At 66.2% G+C, this 17,622-nt stretch carries 14 protein-coding genes and 3 pseudogenes; 7 read left to right on the top strand and 10 right to left on the bottom strand.

The genetic code is table 11. The features are described 5' to 3' along the window. Positions 1-23: 23 nt before the first annotated feature. The gene (locus ACYVF6_RS04685; protein WP_460516070.1) at positions 24-1,553 is read left to right on the top strand and encodes a toll/interleukin-1 receptor domain-containing protein; all 1,530 of its coding nucleotides are present in this window, start codon (positions 24-26) and stop codon (positions 1,551-1,553) included. A 36-nt stretch (positions 1,554-1,589) separates the two neighbouring features. On the opposite strand, the gene ACYVF6_RS04680 is transcribed toward ACYVF6_RS04685, so the two are convergent. Then, positions 1,590-3,098, bottom strand: coding sequence for a GntR family transcriptional regulator (locus ACYVF6_RS04680; RefSeq protein WP_460516068.1), 1,509 nt, complete (start codon positions 3,096-3,098; stop codon positions 1,590-1,592). 429 nt (positions 3,099-3,527) lie between these two features. Here ACYVF6_RS04680 and ACYVF6_RS04675 point away from each other — a divergent pair. Further along, a pseudogene (locus ACYVF6_RS04675) lies at positions 3,528-3,749 on the top strand (helix-turn-helix domain-containing protein); the annotation flags it as partial. 763 nt (positions 3,750-4,512) lie between these two features. Further along, positions 4,513-4,875 carry a hypothetical protein gene (locus tag ACYVF6_RS04670; RefSeq protein WP_460516239.1) on the top strand — a complete coding sequence of 121 codons (363 nt, stop codon included), beginning with the start codon at positions 4,513-4,515 and terminating at the stop codon, positions 4,873-4,875. Here the strand turns inward: ACYVF6_RS04670 and ACYVF6_RS04665 are convergent. After that, positions 4,865-5,884 (bottom strand): NAD-dependent epimerase/dehydratase family protein, encoded by a 1,020-nt coding sequence (locus ACYVF6_RS04665; protein ID WP_460516066.1) that lies wholly within the window; start codon positions 5,882-5,884, stop codon positions 4,865-4,867. The two genes, ACYVF6_RS04670 and ACYVF6_RS04665, sit on opposite strands and share 11 nt — an antisense overlap. 368 nt (positions 5,885-6,252) lie before the next feature. On the opposite strand from ACYVF6_RS04665, the gene ACYVF6_RS04660 reads away from it, so the two are divergent. Beyond that, entirely contained in the window at positions 6,253-7,050 is a 798-nt protein-coding gene (locus ACYVF6_RS04660) for an RHS repeat-associated core domain-containing protein (protein ID WP_460516064.1), read from the top strand. 592 nt (positions 7,051-7,642) lie between these two features. Here the strand turns inward: ACYVF6_RS04660 and ACYVF6_RS04655 are convergent. From ACYVF6_RS04655 to ACYVF6_RS04620, 8 genes and pseudogenes are all read right to left on the bottom strand, one after another. Then, positions 7,643-8,494: an alpha/beta fold hydrolase gene (locus ACYVF6_RS04655; protein ID WP_460516062.1), complete on the bottom strand. Its 852-nt coding sequence runs from the start codon at positions 8,492-8,494 to the stop codon at positions 7,643-7,645. 377 nt (positions 8,495-8,871) lie between these two features. Further along, a complete protein-coding gene (locus ACYVF6_RS04650) occupies positions 8,872-9,054 on the bottom strand; it encodes a hypothetical protein (protein WP_460516060.1) in 183 nt (60 codons plus the stop codon). Positions 9,055-9,079: 25 nt separating this feature from the next. After that, positions 9,080-10,624, bottom strand: coding sequence for a hypothetical protein (locus ACYVF6_RS04645; RefSeq protein WP_460516058.1), 1,545 nt, complete (start codon positions 10,622-10,624; stop codon positions 9,080-9,082). A 613-nt stretch (positions 10,625-11,237) separates the two neighbouring features. Beyond that, positions 11,238-11,648 (bottom strand): helix-turn-helix domain-containing protein, encoded by a 411-nt coding sequence (locus ACYVF6_RS04640; RefSeq protein ID WP_460516056.1) that lies wholly within the window; start codon positions 11,646-11,648, stop codon positions 11,238-11,240. Continuing rightward, complete coding sequence (locus tag ACYVF6_RS04635) at positions 11,641-12,813, bottom strand: tyrosine-type recombinase/integrase (protein ID WP_460516055.1); 1,173 nt, start codon at positions 12,811-12,813, stop codon at positions 11,641-11,643. The genes ACYVF6_RS04640 and ACYVF6_RS04635 overlap by 8 nt, the downstream gene beginning before the upstream one ends. Before the next feature lie 724 nt (positions 12,814-13,537). Next, on the bottom strand, positions 13,538-14,419 hold the full coding sequence (locus ACYVF6_RS04630; protein WP_460516053.1) for a tyrosine-type recombinase/integrase: 882 nt from the start codon (positions 14,417-14,419) through the stop codon (positions 13,538-13,540). A gap of 326 nt (positions 14,420-14,745) precedes the next feature. After that, a complete protein-coding gene (locus ACYVF6_RS04625) occupies positions 14,746-14,895 on the bottom strand; it encodes a hypothetical protein (RefSeq protein WP_460516052.1) in 150 nt (49 codons plus the stop codon). Positions 14,896-15,112: 217 nt separating this feature from the next. Further along, positions 15,113-15,475, bottom strand: a pseudogene (locus ACYVF6_RS04620) (tyrosine-type recombinase/integrase); the annotation flags it as partial. A gap of 346 nt (positions 15,476-15,821) precedes the next feature. Between ACYVF6_RS04620 and ACYVF6_RS04615 the strand changes: the two are divergent. The 3 genes and pseudogenes from ACYVF6_RS04615 to ACYVF6_RS04605 form a co-directional block, all read left to right on the top strand. Further along, positions 15,822-17,030 (top strand): glycosyltransferase, encoded by a 1,209-nt coding sequence (locus ACYVF6_RS04615; RefSeq protein ID WP_460516050.1) that lies wholly within the window; start codon positions 15,822-15,824, stop codon positions 17,028-17,030. Position 17,031: 1 nt separating this feature from the next. Further along, positions 17,032-17,433, top strand: a complete 402-nt coding sequence (locus ACYVF6_RS04610) for an NUDIX hydrolase (protein WP_460516048.1) — start codon at positions 17,032-17,034, stop codon at positions 17,431-17,433. After that, positions 17,370-17,513: pseudogene (locus tag ACYVF6_RS04605) on the top strand (hypothetical protein); the annotation flags it as partial. The gene ACYVF6_RS04610 and the pseudogene ACYVF6_RS04605, both read left to right, overlap by 64 nt. Positions 17,514-17,622: the final 109 nt, after the last annotated feature.

Raw genomic sequence — 17,622 nt, 5'->3', positions numbered from 1 at the left:
GCAGTTCACCGGAGGAGATGACGATGGATACCGGTAGGGAGCCTACGCAGGACGACGAGATCAAACACGTGTTCGTGTCGTACGTGCACGAGGACCGTGATTTGGTCGACAAGCTATGCGAGGTGCTGACCCACGCAGGAATTCCTTACTGGCGGGATCGTACGTCGCTCGCGCCTGGTGATGCATGGAAGGCCAAGATCCGGGAGGCCATTCGGTCTGGCTCACTGGTCTTTCTCGCGTGCTTCTCAGACAACTCCCGTGCTCGTGAGAAGTCATACATGAACGAGGAGTTGACGCTTGCCGTCGAGGAGTATCGCCAGATGCCACCAGGGCGTACCTGGCTAATTCCCGTCCGGTTCGACACTGGTGAGCCTCCTGATTGGGATCTCGGTGCAGGGCGTACCCTCCGCGACCTGAACTACGTCGACCTATTCGGCGACATGTACGCCCCCCACGCTGCGTCGCTAGCGACTACGATTCATCGGCTAATGGGTGAAAAGCGGCCAAATCCGGCAACTGCCCTAGCTGCCGTTGAACAGGCTGTCGAAGCGGAGCGGGCGGTGCTCGTCAAACGCCTGACTAAGGACATGCTCCTGGAGCCAACGCGGGGAATCGAACTGGAGGACCTTGTCGGCCAGGAGGTTAAACGGATCCTTGGCGCGATGAACGATCCTGAGCGGTTCCCCACCGCAATCCCGCCGGGGACCGGTGAACAGCAGATCGCCGCACTGGTCGGCATGGCACAACAATACTGGGCCCTGGTTGAGCCGTTCTGCCACACCCTTCATGTCGCCGCCCGCTCGGGGAGGCCTGACTCGTTTGCACCGTGGGTCTCGGGGCTGAAGGCCCTTATCAATGCCGCAAACAAGGTTCAGGGCGGAAACACGGCCGCGCTTGCCCTCCGGCACCTGCCCGCAGTGCTCGCAGTCATGACCGCGGGCCTCACGTGCACTGCCGCCGGTCGCTGGGAAAACCTCAAGACCCTAGTCATCGACCCGAGCATCGTCTCGCGGAACGACGGCCAAACCCTGCGACTAGTCGAGGCCACCGATCCCTACAAACCCTTCGACGTCGGCGACTGGGTGCCGAACGTGTTAGCTCGCACTGCCCGCAACAACGAGGATGCCGTGACCGCGCTCTCGTACTTCACCCAGCGGCAGCAGGGCAAGTTCCACACGCCAGTCGCGGAATGGCTTCATGCGGTCCTTAGGCCTGTGTTTACGGATCAGATCCCCGACGGAGATGAGTATGACATCGAGTTCGACAGAGCCGAGGTGATGCTCGGGCTGCTTTCCCAAGACAGCGCCAACGTCCGATACGCCGATTCAGAGCATCAATGGCTCATGCGGTCAAGGTGGTTCGGCCGATCGACGTACAGAGCGGCGAATTACGGCCCTAACCAAGTTACCTACTTCGACAACGAGTACAGATCGGCGGGAGCGATGTGGGCACCCCTCCGCGCTGGCCTCTTTGGAAGCGACGAGGCCCGGGCACGCAGGGCGTTGGACGCCTATTCGGAGGACTTTGACAAGCTTTCCAAAATCCGCGGCTAGGATCTCGAAACTGTAGTCGGCGAGGAGTCCTACCAGTCATACATGGCTGGATGAGCCTTTGACGGTCGTTCGTCGGCCGCGGGAGGTGACGACGAGGCCGAGGTCCACTAACGCCGCGACGGCGCGATGCGCCGTGCTCCGTACAACGCCGTACTGGGCTGCTAGGTCCTTCTCGGTGGGTAGTGGGTCGCCCGGGCGCAGGATCCCTGCTGCGATCGCTCCTTGCAGGTCGCGGGCGATCTGTTGGTACGGCCCGGTTGGCTCCAGTGCGGCTTGTGTGTCAATGGTGTCGGACTCGGTTGTTGCGTTGCCGGCACGACCGCCGGGCCAGGCCGGCATCCGCGTGGAGACGTTCGCGGCCGCGCGTTGGTCGGCCTCGGACCGCCAGGCGGCGTAGACGCGAAGGGTTGTCGCGCCGCCGGAGCCGTGACCCACGCGGCCGGCGACCGTGCGCATGTCCGCGCCGGCCGCGATCAGCTCGGTCACGTTGTAGGTGCGCAGATCCTTGATTGTCGCGTCGATTCCCAGGCGGGAAGCGAGCCTGTCGAAGCGCTGGCTCACGCTGTCCGGTGTGAGCGGGACACTGCCGTCCAGCGCTGGTGACCAGAGGAAGGGATCGGGCACGAGTTCGACGCCGGCGGCCTGAGCACGCTGTTCCTGGAACTCGATCTGCTCTTCGATAACTGCACACGTGTCATCGTCAAGTAGCACCCTTCGTTGCTGGTGTGTCTTCGTGTCCTTCTCCTTCAGCTCGCCAGTGTCAAGATCCTTGTAGATCGCACTTCGTACGACCAAGACCTTGGTGCCTCGCTCGTACCGAGACCTCCGCAGGGCGCACATCTCGCCGCGTCGAGAGCCAAGCCGCATCTTCGACCAGATGAACCGGCCCCACCCACGGTCACGCTTGAAGGTCTCGTTAACAAGAAGAGCGGCCTCTTCTGCCCTGGGAGGGTCCGGATTCGGATGTGGCAGGCCGGGTTGCCGTGCGTGATCTGCTGGGTTGAGCGAGATCCACTTCCATCGCACCGCGGCTACGAACGCTCCGCTCAGAATCGAGTGGATCTTCCTGATTGACGAGTTCTTCAGGCCCACGCAGACGTGGGCCTTGCACATCCGCTTGTAGGACCTGCAGGCCGGATCCAAAGGCCTGCAGGGTCGCTCCTTGTGCTCATCGCATACGTGGCTGCGAGGCGTGCGGTGCTGCAGGTGCTTGCGCCCGCCGCAGTGGTCGCGGCACTTGGCTAGCAGGGCGTAGAACCCTTCGAGAGTTTCTGCCTCAACTTTCGTCAGGGGCAGCTTTCCAAGTAAGGGTCGGATGTGCTTGTTGATTCGTCCGAGGTCGCTTCGTCTGGTCTCGTCTTCGACGTCCCAGACTTCGAGGTAGCGGTCGATCAGCTGATTCACGGTCGCGCGTGTGCGCGGGTTACGCCTCTCGTCTACCTGCGCCAGAAGCGTGGTCCGGACCTTCTCGGCGTCGGTCGAGCAGGTCGGGCCGGCTGGGACGGTCTCCCGGAGGTAGAGCCGACGTCCGGTTAGCGGATCCATGCCGGCAAACACAGAGACTCGGAGTGCCCCGGATGGGAGCTCTTCGATCGAGCCTCGAGCACGACGTCTCCGCCGACTCATCCCTGTCTTCCCTCGGCGCGAACGGTGCTCGACCGGGTCGAGGCGTTGGAGCACAAGGTGGCTGATCTTGAGCAGAGCCAAGAGAAGCCTCGGCCAAAGCGTCCACCCGGGAAGTGAGCTGGTCGAGTCTGGCCGCGACGACGTCGAGGCGGGCGAGGATCTCGTCCTGTTCCTGCGGGGTCAATGTCTGGGTCTCCTTGTGCCGTTCTGGCTGGTTTTCGGGGACCCAGTAACCATCTGACGTCGGATTGCCACCGGCCCATCTCCGATGGGTATCCCAGTTGGGGATAGACCCCGGATACGCGCGCTGACCTACAGTTGAGCGAGCAGACGCTAAGGGGGCAGAACGTGGCGCAGTCAGCACTGGAGCCGGTACGCATTCCGCCCAGGGTGTGGCGGAGCGAGTCGACGCGCGACCTCCTCGAGGACCGCGATGCGGCAGGACTCTTCTTGCTGGCAAGGAAGTACGGCGTAAGCCAGACACGGCTTGCCGCCGCGACGGGCATGTCCCAGGGGCGAATCAGCGAAATCATGAACGGTCATCGGGGGATCGCCGGCATGGACGTCTGGGACCGGATCGCGCTCGGCATGAACATGCCGAACAGCGCGCGAACGAGCCTCGGGCTGGCGCCACTTCCTGAGGACGCGGTGGTCAGCGGATACGGCCCGCCGTCTGCTTCAGCGCGCGATCCCGAAGAGCCATTCGCGATGGCGGCAGACGAGACCGCTTCGGAAGTATCGCTGGACTGCGCGACGGTGTCGGACGCGCTCGCGATGCTCCACGGTCGGGTGCGTTCGGCAGCCTGGAACTACGAGAACCTGCAGCCGATGGCAGAGTTCGAGGAGCTCGCCCGCCTGCGGAAGTCGGCGAGAGACATGAGCCGACGAGCACGGCGGCCGCAAGATCGAGCGGACCTCTTCGTCATCACCGGCGAGGCGAACGCCTTGACCGCGTCGCTCGCGTTCGATCTGGGCTACTGGGACTCTGCGGCCAAGCTCGCCCAGGCCGCGACGACGTACGCCGGCGAAGCCGGGCATGCCGGCCTGGAGGCCTGGAACCTCGGCCTGCAAGGCACCCTGGCGTTCTGGGACGAGCGTCCGCTCGACGCGCTCGCCTTCATCGAGAAGGCGCTCTCCATGGCACCGTCGGCCGCGGGGAGGTTCCGGCTGCACAACATCGCCGCGCGAGCCTATGCCGTCGCCGGTGATGCCGGCGGAATCAGCCGAGCCTTGCAGCTGGCAGAGATCGAGCGGGAGGCGATGGACGGCGCCGACGAGCTCCACGACGGGGTCGGCGGCGAGTTCATGTTCGAGGGCGCCCGCGCATCAGCGTGTGGCGGCGGCCTGGCTGGCCAACCGGAACGGCGAGCAGGCCGAGATCTACCTCCAACAGACGCTCAACTACTACGCCACCCGCCCCGATCGAGGCTCCGGCCGCGGGCCAGAGGCCGGCTCCCGGATCGACCTGGCGTCAGCCCGGCTCCTCCAGGGCGATCGCGACGGCGCCGCCGAGGCGATGGCGCCGGTCCTTGCCATGCCGAAAGGGCTCAGGACCGTGTCGCTGTCCGGCCGGTTCACCACGGTGCGAGACCTGCTGCAGTCGCAACGGTGGGCGCGCGACCCGAACGCATCCGACCTGGCCGACCAGGTGAACGACTGGCTGGAGTCGGCCCGGTCGCCCGAAGCTAGTCGCTGAGCGCGGCGAGGATCTGCTGCTCCTTGGCCGGGTCCAGGCCGATCTCGCCGGCGCGCTCGTGAGCAGGGCTCTTGTCATCTTCCGCGGTCATCCACGCCCAGGTGTCGCGTACGGTCTCGCTGAGCGGCCGGCACTCCAGCCCGGCCGCGGCCGCCCGCGACGAGTCGACCTTCCACACCCCGTCGGCGATGCGCCACAGCGGCAGCTCCGACCACTGCCGGACGCCGGCGTCGAGCAGTTGCTCGTCGGTCACCCAGGTGAACTCGGCCTCGGCTTCGGTCACCTCGGCGCAGGCACGGAGCATCCCGCCGAACGTCTCCCGCCCGATCGGCGCCGTGACATTGAACGCCCCGGAGACCTCGCCGCCGGTGCACCGCAGCGCGAAGGCAGCCAGATCACGCACGTCAACCGGCTGGATCGAGCGCTCCGGGGGAGCGGGAGCGACGATCCGCCCGCCAGCTGCAGTCCGCCCCAGCCACCACGGCAGGCGCCCCACGTACTCCCGCGGACCGAGCACCACACCCGGCCGCAGCACGGCAATGTCGTCGCCGAAGACCGCGCGGACCGCGTTCTCGCACCCAGCCTTCTGATACCCGTACTTCGTCGGCCCGTTCTCGACATCAACCCCGAAGTCCGGCCCGGCATCCGGCGGGCACTCCAGCACGTCAGAAGCCTCGGTCAGCGGCTCGTTCGGCCAGCCGGCGTACACACTGACCGTGGACAACAGCACATAGCGCGAGCACACCGGCCGCAAAGCCCGCGCCACGTCCAGCACGTTCCGCGGCACGTAAGCAGAGGCGTCCACCACCGCGTCCCACGGCCCGCGCGCGGCGAGCTGACCGACATTGGCTGCCTCGTTACGGTCGCCGCGGACTACAACGATCCCGTCAAGGTCTTGTCCGGAGACGCCTCGATTGAACGTTGTCACTTCGATGCCAGCACGTAGCGCGGCAAGCGCTACCTCGCGGCCGGCGAACATCGTGCCACCAAGAACCAGTACCCGCTTCATCTGGACGATGATGCCGCATGGACGAGTTGATGATCACAGCCCTGGGTCGGACAACGTGCTGAAGACCTCTGTGATGTCGGGTGGGGTTGTGGTGTCGCACGGCTCATCGACGTTGCCTCGGGGTAGTTGAATCACATGTCGAAGGGGCAGTGGCTGACCCGGACAGGTGTGCTCCCGGATGTTCGAGAGGTAGCTTTGCGCATCTTGAAACCGGCCTACCGCGCTTCGTACTTCTCAATAGCCCGAGACAGCTTTTCGACGTCAGTGGAGCTCAGCTTTCCTAGCTGTTCAAGCAATACGAGGTTGTCCTTCAGCGCTTCGTACTCGGCCCGCGAACCGATCCTGCCGCGGGCGAGAACTGCGGCGACGTGATCCTTGCGCTGATACGGAAGACCGTGCTCGGCTACCAGATGCCAGAAGCGGTCAACCACGGCTCCATCACCGACACCTCCAACCTCACCGGAGTCCAGCAAACCCGCACCAGCTACGAGCCCTACGGCACCCCCACCACCACCAAACTCGACCCCAACGCCCTCGACACCCGCCTCGGCTACACCGGCGAATACCACGACCCACGCCTCGGCCTCATCCACCTCCGAGCACGCGACTACGACACCGCGCAGAGTCGCTTTACCGCCGAGGATCCCCAGGCTGCGGCCATCCAGTACCCATTCATGGCTGCCTACATCTACGCAAATGACCGGCCAACTGTCTATATCGACCCAAGCGGCCAAATGGGCACCTGTCAGGGTCCTGAAGGATGTAGCGGTCTTGGCGGGCCGGGAGGAAACTCCTCCGGCGGCAACAGCTCCCTTGGTGGGAATGTGTCCGGAGGACTCTCCGGCGCGTACTCATCACTGATGCAGGAGCTGAACAGAACCTTCTTCCTCGGGAGGGAGGCGGAATCGGTCTTTACGCGTACGGGTTGCCTCAAGCCAGAAATCATTCAGAGTTCCAAGAGGATAATCGAGGGCCCGGACTTGCATGCGGCTCTACGCAGAGATCTTGTTGAGTACGGAGGCAGGATCGAGGACTGGGGTAAATATACGACCCAAACCGTCCAAAGCCCTGCCGGGCCCTTCCAGGTGCACTTCTACTACAATCCGGTCACAGGTCAGGCCTACTATCTCCGTGACTACAAGGTGAAGTTCAATGTGACGAGGTGACATGAAGGTAGCCTTCAGGCGCTTGGTTAGCGCCACGACAGGAGAACCGATGGAATCGCACCCATCGATCCGGCTGGGTGTGCCGTACCCTGTGCTTTCTATCTACGCCTCTCCTGGGCGGACGGAGCTCCGGATATTGGACGATGACGAGAACGTGCCCAGCATCTGGAACTCGGAGCTTCTGGAAACGATTTCAGCTCGCATACCATCGAACTGGACCGCCATAACCCGACCCGACGGGGGTGTCGAGGTGGGGCCAGAGAGCTTCATGGCTCCCGGATTCTGGGACCGCTATTTTGACGGCGAGACGTCCGCGCAGGCTACATTCCGGGAGGAATTGGCCGTTCTCCTCGAAGAGAGCTAGAAAACGTACGTCTGTTGCTATTCCCTACCTACTGGCGGAGCCGGATATTCGAAGTTCCGGAATAGCTTCATGTAGCTGGGTGTGTATGAGCTGCGTGCGGTGGTTTCAGCGCTCGCGTGAATGTGCCAGTCAGCCATGTCGAGTGGCGCTGTCGAGGAGGCTGGACGCGTGCTTTGTCGAAGCGATGTGGATGGCGCGCGCGGAGTGTCTTCTGGCAGTCCTGGTGGTTCAGCGGCCGGTGGTCTCGTGCGCTCCGGCTATGGCGTCGATTTCGTCGGCGATGGTGGCCCACAGTTCGCGGGGAAGGTCGTGGCCCATTCCTGGGTAGCTGACGAAGCGTGCGCCGGGGATGGCCGCGGCGGTGGCCCTACCCGCTCGGATGGGTTGCACAGGGTCGGCTTGTCCGGTCAGGACCAGGCTGGGCGCTTGTATGCGGGACAGTTCGGTTCGGCGGTCGCCGGTGGCCCGGGAGGCCGCGCTTTGTCTGCGCGCCGCCGCTGCGTCCGTGCGGTGCTTATAGGTCCGGCTGGCCGTCTCGCGGAGCCAGTCCTCGTCATGCGGGTAGCCGGGGGAACCGATGATCCGCATCATCCCGACCAGGCGGTCGGCCTCGGCCTGTAGCCCTGTTCCCCGAACGCGCAGCCCCAAGGCGAGCATGCCGAGCACAAGCCTGGGTGTGCGCCGGTTCCACCACAGGGAGGGATTCGGTGCCGAAGACAGCGAGGTCAGGCTCAGCACGCGCGGCTGCTGGTGCACCGCCATGACCTGAGCGATCATGCCGCCCAGGGACACGCCCAGCAGGTGAGCTGCGGGCCACGCCAGCGCGTCGAGCACCGTGCAGGCATCCGCGGCCATATCGGCGAGGGTGTAGGGGCTGGTCGCGCGCGAGGACCGTCCCGAATCCCGGTTGTCGAACAGCGCGAGCCGGAACCCGCGTCGTGTCAACTCCGCGCAGAACCCGTCCGGCCAGGCTTCCATTGGGGCGCTGCCGCCCTGGATGAGCAACATGGGACGTTCGCCCTGGCCCATCGTCTGGTAGGCAATGTCGACATCGCCATTGCGGGTCGTCGAGATATCCATGGCGGCCCTCCCGTCCAAGCCCGCGCAGAGCCTTCCGCCAGGTTACCGCCAACCATGTGCCGCGGGATCATCGAGCGGTTCCAGGCGGGGGCGACGTCGTTCGTGGTGATCAGCTCCATCGTCTGCAACAGATCCTCCGGCGACGGCTCCTGTGCCGCGGCCGGGCTGGGGAGCAGGGCATCGAGCTGGGGCGCGGTATCGCCGTTCGATCCAGATGGTGCTGGGCTTGGTCGTGCTGTTCACGCACGATCTCAATCAGTGCCGGGGCCGGTCGTCGTCGAGCAGCGTGCCGATCGTGTTCAGGGGTGAAGCCGAGGCTGCGCAGCGCCAGGATCCGGTAGAGGCGTTGCACGTCGGCTGCCAGGTAGCGGCGGTGGTCACCCATGGACCGGCCGGAGGTGGCCGGGCAGGCCGATCTGGTCGTCGTAGCGCAGCGTGCGTCCCGACACCCCAGCCGCGCGGGCCAGCGCACCGATCGACCACGTCTGCTCCTCCTGCGGCTCGTCATTCGTGCTCAGCGCTTGCCACGCCAGCCGTGACGACGCTGGGTGTGGCGACACGACGCCGAGATCAGCGCGGCGCCGGTCACTGCGGACGGTCGTGATCCGGTCGGGCGCGAGTCGGCTCTGTGGCTTCTTGCAGGCACGCGTTCATGCGGCTCCACGACGTATGCGGGGACGCTGGAGGGACCGACTGCTCTAGTGATGGCGGTGACATGAGCGTCAGGCACATCCACGACACACCGTGGTTCTTGCTGCGTCCCGTGCGCGGGAGCCCGTATCGACTGCCGTGTCCGAGCGCCGCCGACGTGGTGCGCTCCACCGCTTTCGGAGCGGCCGTTGTCTCCACGGCCGTTGCGTTCTGGCGCTCGGCGGCGTAGGCCATCCAGGAGTCTCCCGCGACGGCGGTCCAGCGGGTGGCGGTGGAGATATCGAGACCGAGCAGGTCGGCGAAGACCGCCGGCGGCGTGGTCGCGGCGATGTGCAGCAACGTCGCGTTGCGGCCGGCGCGGGTGGGGACTCCGAGCTGGTTCAGCCGCCTGATCATCGAGGTGGCATGCACGTGGTGCCCTGCGTTCTTGCCGGGGAACAACCACCGCCGTTGGGCCCTGTTGAGGGTGCTGGCGGTTCCGAACGGCTTGTCGACCGGCAGTCGGGCAAACAGGTCGTCCAGTGGTGGCGGCAGGAGCAGGTCACACGGGCCAAGCGTGACGTAGGTGCGGCTGGGCCGATTCACCGGTTCATCGGTGTGGAGATCGTCGAGGGTGAGTTGGACGATCTTGGCGACGGGCTGGGCGTAGAGCAGAACCAGACACGCTGCGGCGCGTTCGTCGAGGCTGCCGCTGCCCGGGTCGTGGAGCATGCGGCGCACGAGCGCCCAGCGCTGGTCGGCGTCGGTGAACCGGGTCGGGCCGGTCCAGCCCGCCGACTCGGGCAGGACAGGGCGGCCGCTTCGTCCGCCTCCCCGGCCACCTCCGTGTGCGCATTGCTGGCCGAGCTCACCGGTACTGAGCAGCCAGGCGATGAACTGCCTGGCTTGTGCCCTCGAATGCACGGCCGCCAACCAGGCGTCAAGGACACCTTGCGTGCATGTGCTTGTGGTGTAGCCATGGTCGACCAGGTACTGGAGGAATCGCGCCGCGGCGCGGATATCGTCGCGGCACCGATATGCGGTGTTGGGGCGGATGCGGCCGTGCCGGTCAGGTCGGGCACGGCCGATCACCTGCCACTTGGCGTAGCGGGCAAGCAGGCGCCGATGCTGGGTGTCCTCGATGGTGTTGAGGAGGTCGGTGGTGAAGCGTTGGAGTCTGACCAGGTGTTCGTCGCGACCGGGCAGTACTCCCGCAGTCACCAGCAGGGAGCGGAGATAGTTCACGCCGAATCCCGGCGGTTGCGCGTCGAGTCCTTCGTGGGTGAGCGGGATGGTGCCGGTTGCCAGGTCACGCAGCAGTCGTAGGGTGCGGGTGCGGGTCAGATTGGTCAGGAGCGACCGTGCTCTGCCGGCGGTCGCGGCGGTGACCACCGAGGCGGTGATCGCGTCCCGAACCCGCTTCAGTGGTTCGGGAATCTGTCCGTTGGGTCCGGCCAGGACGACCTCGACCTTGGCGATGGCGTCGCAGCGAAAACACACCGCACGAGTCTCCTGGCCAGTGCGGCTTTCGGTTCGGTTGCCGTTTCGGCGTCCTGGTTCGGTCCGGCCGCACAGCGAGCACACGATGATCGGGGCCTGGTGGCAGGTGCCGCACAGGTCCGGCGCGCCGGCTGTGGCCTTGACCCTGACGCGGCGGACCCGCCCGCACCGGCCGCAGCGGCGTGCCGGGCTGCGGTAGCAGCGGGTGCAGGTGTTCTGGCTGCTGCCGGATCGGCCACCGGCCCGCACAGCCAGCGGGGAGAGGCTCCCGCACTGGTCACAGGTCACCGCGCCGGCGCCGGTGGCGGCGCGGGCCTTGTCGTAGCAGGTCACACACAGGGCGGCACCGCCTTCGGTGCGGGCGTTGACTCGCCGATCCCGCTGGCAGCCGACACAGATCTCGGTTCGGACCCGCCTGGCCACGCACGCTCGGCATCGCCCCCGACCGGTGCGCCCGTTCCAGTAAACCGTCTTGACCGCACCGCACTCGGCGCACCGTCCTTGCCGCGTCTTCCACGCCACCGCGAACCCGCCCGCTCAACTCGGTCCTTGCGTCTGTGCTGCTGGCAACTGCTGGTATCTGTCTGCTCGAGCTGCCTACTCGAGTGGCAGGTCAGGGCTCGACACCGGAGATGACCGCACGGGTCGGCCGCTGCTTACCGGCCTTCCTGGATGAGGCTGAGGCCGCCGACCCGCCAGAGCGTGGCCCAGAGTTGGCCGTGCCGGTGGTGTTGCCGGTCGCGGAGGCGGCTTTGCGGCGCCGGGTGGAGGTTGCCACGACGTACGGTTCGACCAGATCGTTCGGGGTGCAGCCGAAGATGTCACACAATGCCGCCAGCAGTTGCATGTTCATCCGCTCCGGCGCTCTGGTGATCACCCGGTAGACCTGCGTCGGGGTCATCACCACGCCCCGGTCGGCCAACAAGGGCACCAGGTCGGTGGTGTGGTGCATGTCGTGCTCGGTCATCAACCAGCGTACGTGCCACCGGTAGCTGACCGTCTTCGTCACTGCGGCCCTACTCATGAAGGCTTCCTTCCTGCACGGGTGTGAACGCCTCGTCCAGACTCCGCCGCAGCACCTTATTGCGGTAGTCGCTGCTCACGCCGGTATACAACGCGGTGGTCGACGCCCAGGCATGCCCCACCTGCTGCTGCACGAACAACGGGTCGAACCCGTCCTCGATCAGATGCGTGATGTAGGAGTGCCGCAGACAGTGCGGATGCAGCAACCGATCCAGCCCGAGCGCGTCACGGTACTCGGCGAACCGCTCATCGATGTACTCCGGCCGGATCCGTGCCCGCCGCTCTGTCGGCCACAACACCATGCCACCACCGCCATTGCCTGTCCCGGCACTGGCGCTGGTTGTGTTGTCGGCGAGGCCGAACATTGGCAGCACGTCCTCGACGTACTCGATGAGCACGGCGGCTGTCCAGGCGAACACGCTCAGCACCGACCGGCGCCGTGGCTGAGACCCACGGACTGCCTTGCCGTAACGGACGTTGCAGACACCGAACCGGCCGAACTCCGGAGCTGAGGCGTTGCGGGTGAAGTCGCACACCTCCAGCATCGCCGCCTCCCGACGACGCAGCCCGTAGGCGTAGATCACCTTGAACAACGTCGCATCCCGAAACCGCGCCAACCAGCCCTTGCGCTTGGACTTCCGCGCGGCCACGACCTGATCGTCGGCGTAGTCGAACAACTGCTGCAACTCCGCACGGGTCAACGGCCGCACACCGGGCCGGGCCTCGTGGTCGGTGGCATGGATCGCGGTGTTCCACTCGTGCACGATCTGCACCGGATGCGTGTCGAACATCGCCAGACACTGCTCGGCCCACCCATACCGGGCGTCGGTCAGGTACGAACAGAACAAGGCGACCGCGTTCTGATAGTTGCGGATCGTCGAGTGCGCCTTCGGCCGCGGACCCGACAGCAGATGCGACGTCCACTCCTCCAGGTCCAGCGGTGTCCACTCCCACGGCATCGACCCGCAGAACTCGGCGAACCGACGCACCCCACCCGCCCGCGCCCGGATCGTCCGCGATGCCAACAGCCGGCTCGACTGCTGACCCGCCCACCCGGCCAGCATGTCCTCAAACGCCTGCTCCTCCGGACGCAACGCTCGCACATTCACCGGCCGCAGCCACGCCACCGACCCCGGCACCGACCCGGAACCCTGTCTGCCCACCACGGTCCGGGAGCATACATCTAACGTACGATTCCTGCATCAAATGTAGTCTCACTAGTGAACTCGCTGGTCATCGACGTATCCCAGCCAGGGCAACGCCTCGACAAGGACCTCCAGGTCGCCAGCTCATGCGCTTGCGTTAGATGTAAGAAACGTACATCTAACGCTATTCCCCATGCTTTCTCCGAACCGAGACGTGCACGTGGTTGTAATGCAGACAGACGTCGGAGGTGCAGCCGGTGTGTGCGTGTAGGTCCGCCAGCCTTCGGCGTTGTGAGCGACCGACCAGATCTTGGCGTCGAAGATGATGTACTTCACGCGAGCCGGTCGGCGTTCTGTCTGGCCCAGTTGGCCACCCGCCACTCGAATGCCTTGGCCTCGGCGGACTTTCAGTCGGCGAAGGGCAACATCGTATCCACAGCGCGGCCGCCTGCGTGCGTCGCCGCCCGCCGCGCGAGACCCGATGGTGTAGAACGTCATGAACTGCGGGAACTGCGGGATCTGTTGGTAACAGCAGTTCAGCATCAGCAGCACGTCGCGTGCGTGAGGCCCTTCTCCAAGTCCGGCCACGGCGTGGATGGGCACTTTATGGCCGGCAGTGGGTAGCGGAGGGAGTGGCGGAGTTCGAGCAGTCCTCACTCCGCCAGTGCTACCCGACATCGACTGGACCTGCCCCTCGGCCTGGCCTGAGCCTATTGATCACCCAGGCTCGACTCTTTTGAAACGATCATGGTCCGACGTCTCCGTCGGTCGTCTCCCGGACGACCGCGCGTCGGCCACGGGCGACCTTGATCAGCCCTTCCCCGGCGAGTGTGGCGACGGCCCGGTGTGCGGTGGATTCGGCGACGGAGTACCTGGCGGCAAGAGTCTTGAGCGTCGGCAGCGGATCGCCGACTTCCAGGGCGCCGCATGCTATCGCTGCTCGGAGGTCGGAAGCGATGCGGTGGTATGGATCTTGTTCGGCGGCCGGCGAGGACTCGGCAGCTGGCTCCGTCCCAAGTAACTTGACGGTTCCGTCGCTGGCTGAGGAGCGTTCCACGAGCTTGACCTCAGGTATGAGCGCCAGCGGCGTCGCCGGCATACGCCCTTTCAGCGTGGTGGCGGCCCGCTGGTCGGCCTCGGCAACCCACGCCGCATACCTTCGAAGCGTGGTTGCGCCGCCTCCCGAGTGCCCGAGTCTGCCGGCGACTGTACGAAGGTCGACGCCAGCGGAGATCAGTTCGGTGGCGGAGTAGTGCCGCAGGTTGTGGAGCGTTGTCTCGATCCCGAGGCGTTCAGCCATGCGGTCGTACCGCTGCGTCACCGAGTCTGGGAAGCTGCTTCCATCGCCCTCCTGTGAGAAGAGATAGGCGTCCTTCGGAAGCTCGATCTGCAGTGCGGCGGCACGTTCGGCGCAGCGGACGAGGTAGGCCCGGAGAACCTCAATGGTCTCCGGGTCGACCACGACGCGCCGCTGTTGGTGAGTCTTGGTTTCCTTCTCGACAAGCTGACCGCTGGCATCCTCGCCGATACTTCGCTTGATCTCGACGAGCAGTGCAGCCTCTGCGGGAGAGGGCGGCTGTGGGTCGGCTTCGGCCGCACTGGGGCGCCGACGTGAGACTGGTTCCATGGTGTCGCCGTCGCGCCGGGCAGCCGCGATGTCGCGAGAGTCTGTCGAGGTCGTCCTTCGCTTCGGTAGGGAGGTCGTGGAGTGCCGCGAGCGTGACGCCGGTAGGGCGGACCCGGATGGAGTTGAGGTGCTCGAGTACGTACGGATTATCGAGCGGAGCTAGTCGGCATGGAGGGACATGCACCGGCGGCGGTAGCTTCCTCGATGTCGTCAAGCTTGGCGCGGACGGTGGCCTGCTCGGCTTCGGGTAGTTTCGCGATGGCGGCCTGTCGGGGTGGAACCAAACGTGGGGCAAGAGCTCTGTTTTCCGGCTCCGTGGAACGATCTCATTCGGCGCCGTCCGATTTGTCCCTATTAGTGGCCACGGCAGCACGCTGACCGCGGGAGGCTACGACCAGGTCCTCCTCTTTGAGGCGCGCTACCGCACGGTGTGCGGTGCCAACGGCCACCTTGTACCGGTGGGCAAGCTCCTTCATCGGAGGCAGGCGATCGCCCGGCCCGGAGCGCGCCACATCTGATGGCGCCTCTCAGGTCGGCGGCGATCACCTCGTACGGGCCGCGCGGCGCCGGTTCCGCGGTCACGATGTTGGCCGCGCCCGACTCGGTGATCGTGACTGGTGGCCTCGGGATCCGGTCGAGGAGGCACTTCGCCGCCCTCTGGTCGGCTTCGCTGACGAAGGCGGCGTAGACCTTCAGGGTCGTGGTCCCGCCGCCGCCGTGACCGAGTCGGCCCGCCACCGTCCGGACGTCGACGCCGCCGGCGATGAGCTCGGTCGCGGAGTAGTGCCTCAGCTTGTGGATCGTGGTCTTGATCCCGAGCTTCCGCGCCATCCGTCCGTACCGCCAGGTCACGGACGAGGGCTTCCAGGGCTTGCTGCGGTCCGGCTCGAGCGAGAATACGAACGCTTCGTCGTTGAACGGCAGCCCGAGGGTCTCGGCGGTCGTGCGGCTCCTGCGCTTGAACGCCCGCAGGAGGTCTGCGGAGTACTCATCCAGCACGATGCGGCGCTGTTGGTGGTCCTTCGGGGTCTTCTCGTACGGCGTGGAGCCCACCATGGCGATCGCCTCGGCGAGCCGGTTGACCAGGCCAAACAAGGCCTCGGACAGGTGATCCGATGAACACCACGCACAACAGTCCGGAGCCAGGCGACGACCTCGCCCGCCGCTTCGGCTCGGGCACCGAACCCACCTTCACCGAGGAACGGCTCGCCGCCGGCTACCAAGAGCTGTGCGCCCGCCTGGACAACCACACCCCGAGCAACGACGCGCACAGGAGTACGACGCGGACAGCGTCGAATTCGGCCGAAGGCGCAACCCCGCGAACGAGCCAAGCCTCGTCCCCCTGGCGAGTGATCCTTTCCGATTCGCGGGACAGCGGGCTCGCGGGGGCGCACGATGAACCATGCGAGTGCTCTTCACCACCACTGCGGGCTCAGGACACTTCCACCCGCTGGTTCCGATCGCGCGGGCCAGTGTCAAGGCTGGCCATCACGTCGCCGTCGCCTGCCCGGCCTCGTTCCGCCCGACCGTCGAGGCGCTCGGCTTCCCGACGTGTGCCGCCGGGCGGGACGGCATGTCCGACCCCGAGGCCGCCGAACTGTACGCCCGGGTCCTCGCGCTTCCGCTCGACGACCCGGCCTCGATAGATGCGGGCAACCGTCTGGTCATGCGCATCTTCAGCGGCCCGAACGTCCGCATCATCCTGCCGCAGCTGCGCGCGGCCGTGGACAAGTTCCAGCCGGACCTGGTCGTCAGTGAGGAAGGCGAGTTCGGCGGCCCGGTGGTCGCGGAGCTGCTGGGCCTGCCGTACGCGACCGTTGGGATCGGCCTGCAGCAGCTGGCGGGCCGCTGGGCCGACTCCGTCTCCGAGGCGCTGGACCCGATCCGGGTCGCCAACGGCCTGCCGTCCGATCCCGACCTCGCGATCCATCACAGGCACCTGCAGCTGACCTACTCGCCCGCGACGCTGGAGGATCCCGGCATCGTCCGGCTGCCGACGACGCACGTGATCCGGCCCGAGCTGTTCGACGACCATGCCGATCCGCCACCCGCGTGGCTCGCCGACCTGCCCGACCGGCCGACGGTCTACGCGACGCTTGGCACCGAGATGTCGAAGCTGCCCGGCGTGTACCCGGATCTCTTCCGCGCGATCCTGGACGCGCTCGCCGGCGAGCCGGTGAACCTGATCGTCACAGTGGGTCGGGACCTCGATCCGGCCGGGCTGGAACCGGTGCCGGGTAACGCGCAGGTCGAACGGTACGTACCGCAGAGCCGGCTGCTCCCGCACTGTGCTGCGATGGTGTGCCACGGCGGTTCGAACACTGTCCTGGGCGCGGTCGCGGCCGGGCTCCCGCTGGTGCTGACTCCGATTGCAGCCGACGGCCCGTTGAACGCGGAGCGGTGCGCGCAGGTCGGGCTTGGCGTTGTCCTGCAGCCGAACGAGCGGACGCCGGAGCAGATCCGGGCAGCGGTCCGGGCGGTGCTCGACGAACCCGGCTACCGGGACGCCGCCAAACAGGTCGCCGCCGAGATCGAGTCGGCGCCGCGCATGGAGCATGCCGTGACGTTGCTCGAGGGGCTCGTAGGGGTGGAGGACGCTAGCCTCGCCTGACATGAGCCCGTACAGCGTCGTGATCGACGTCGTGCTTCTCCTCACCCGTGACGACCAGGTGCTGCTCGCCTTGCGACAGGGGACCGGCTATGCCGACGGTTGCTGGAATCTCTCGTCGGGCAAGCTCGAAGCCGGTGAGGACCTGGCTGCCGCCGTGCGCCGGGAGTGCCGCGAGGAGATCGGGCTCAGTCTCGAGCCGCGGGAGCCGCGGCTGGTGTCGACCGTGTACTACCGAAATGCGGAGGGGCAGGCCCGGAGTCGTTATCGTGCGCTGTCACGGTCGCGGCTGTCGCCGTACTTGCTCTACATGTCTCCACCGTTCGTACAGGGAGGCGTGTCATGCGCGCGAGTTCCACCGTTCGCTTCACCGAGGACGAGATCCGCCGGTTGCCGGTCGTGCTGACCGTGGAGCAGGCCGCCGGTCTGCTCCGGATCGGCCGCAGCAAGGCGTACCAGGCGGTCAGGTCCGGGGCCTGGCCTACTCGCATCGTTCGGGTCGGCCGTTGTATCCGTATTCCGACCGCCGAGGTTCTGGGCCTGCTCACGGGGCACGGCCGGCTGCTCCGCGGCCGCGACCAGCATCGTCTCAGAC

The organism is Flindersiella endophytica (assembly GCF_054779015.1).
The sequence above is the reverse complement of the archived record's forward strand: the minus strand, read 5'-3'. Positions and strand labels throughout refer to the sequence as shown.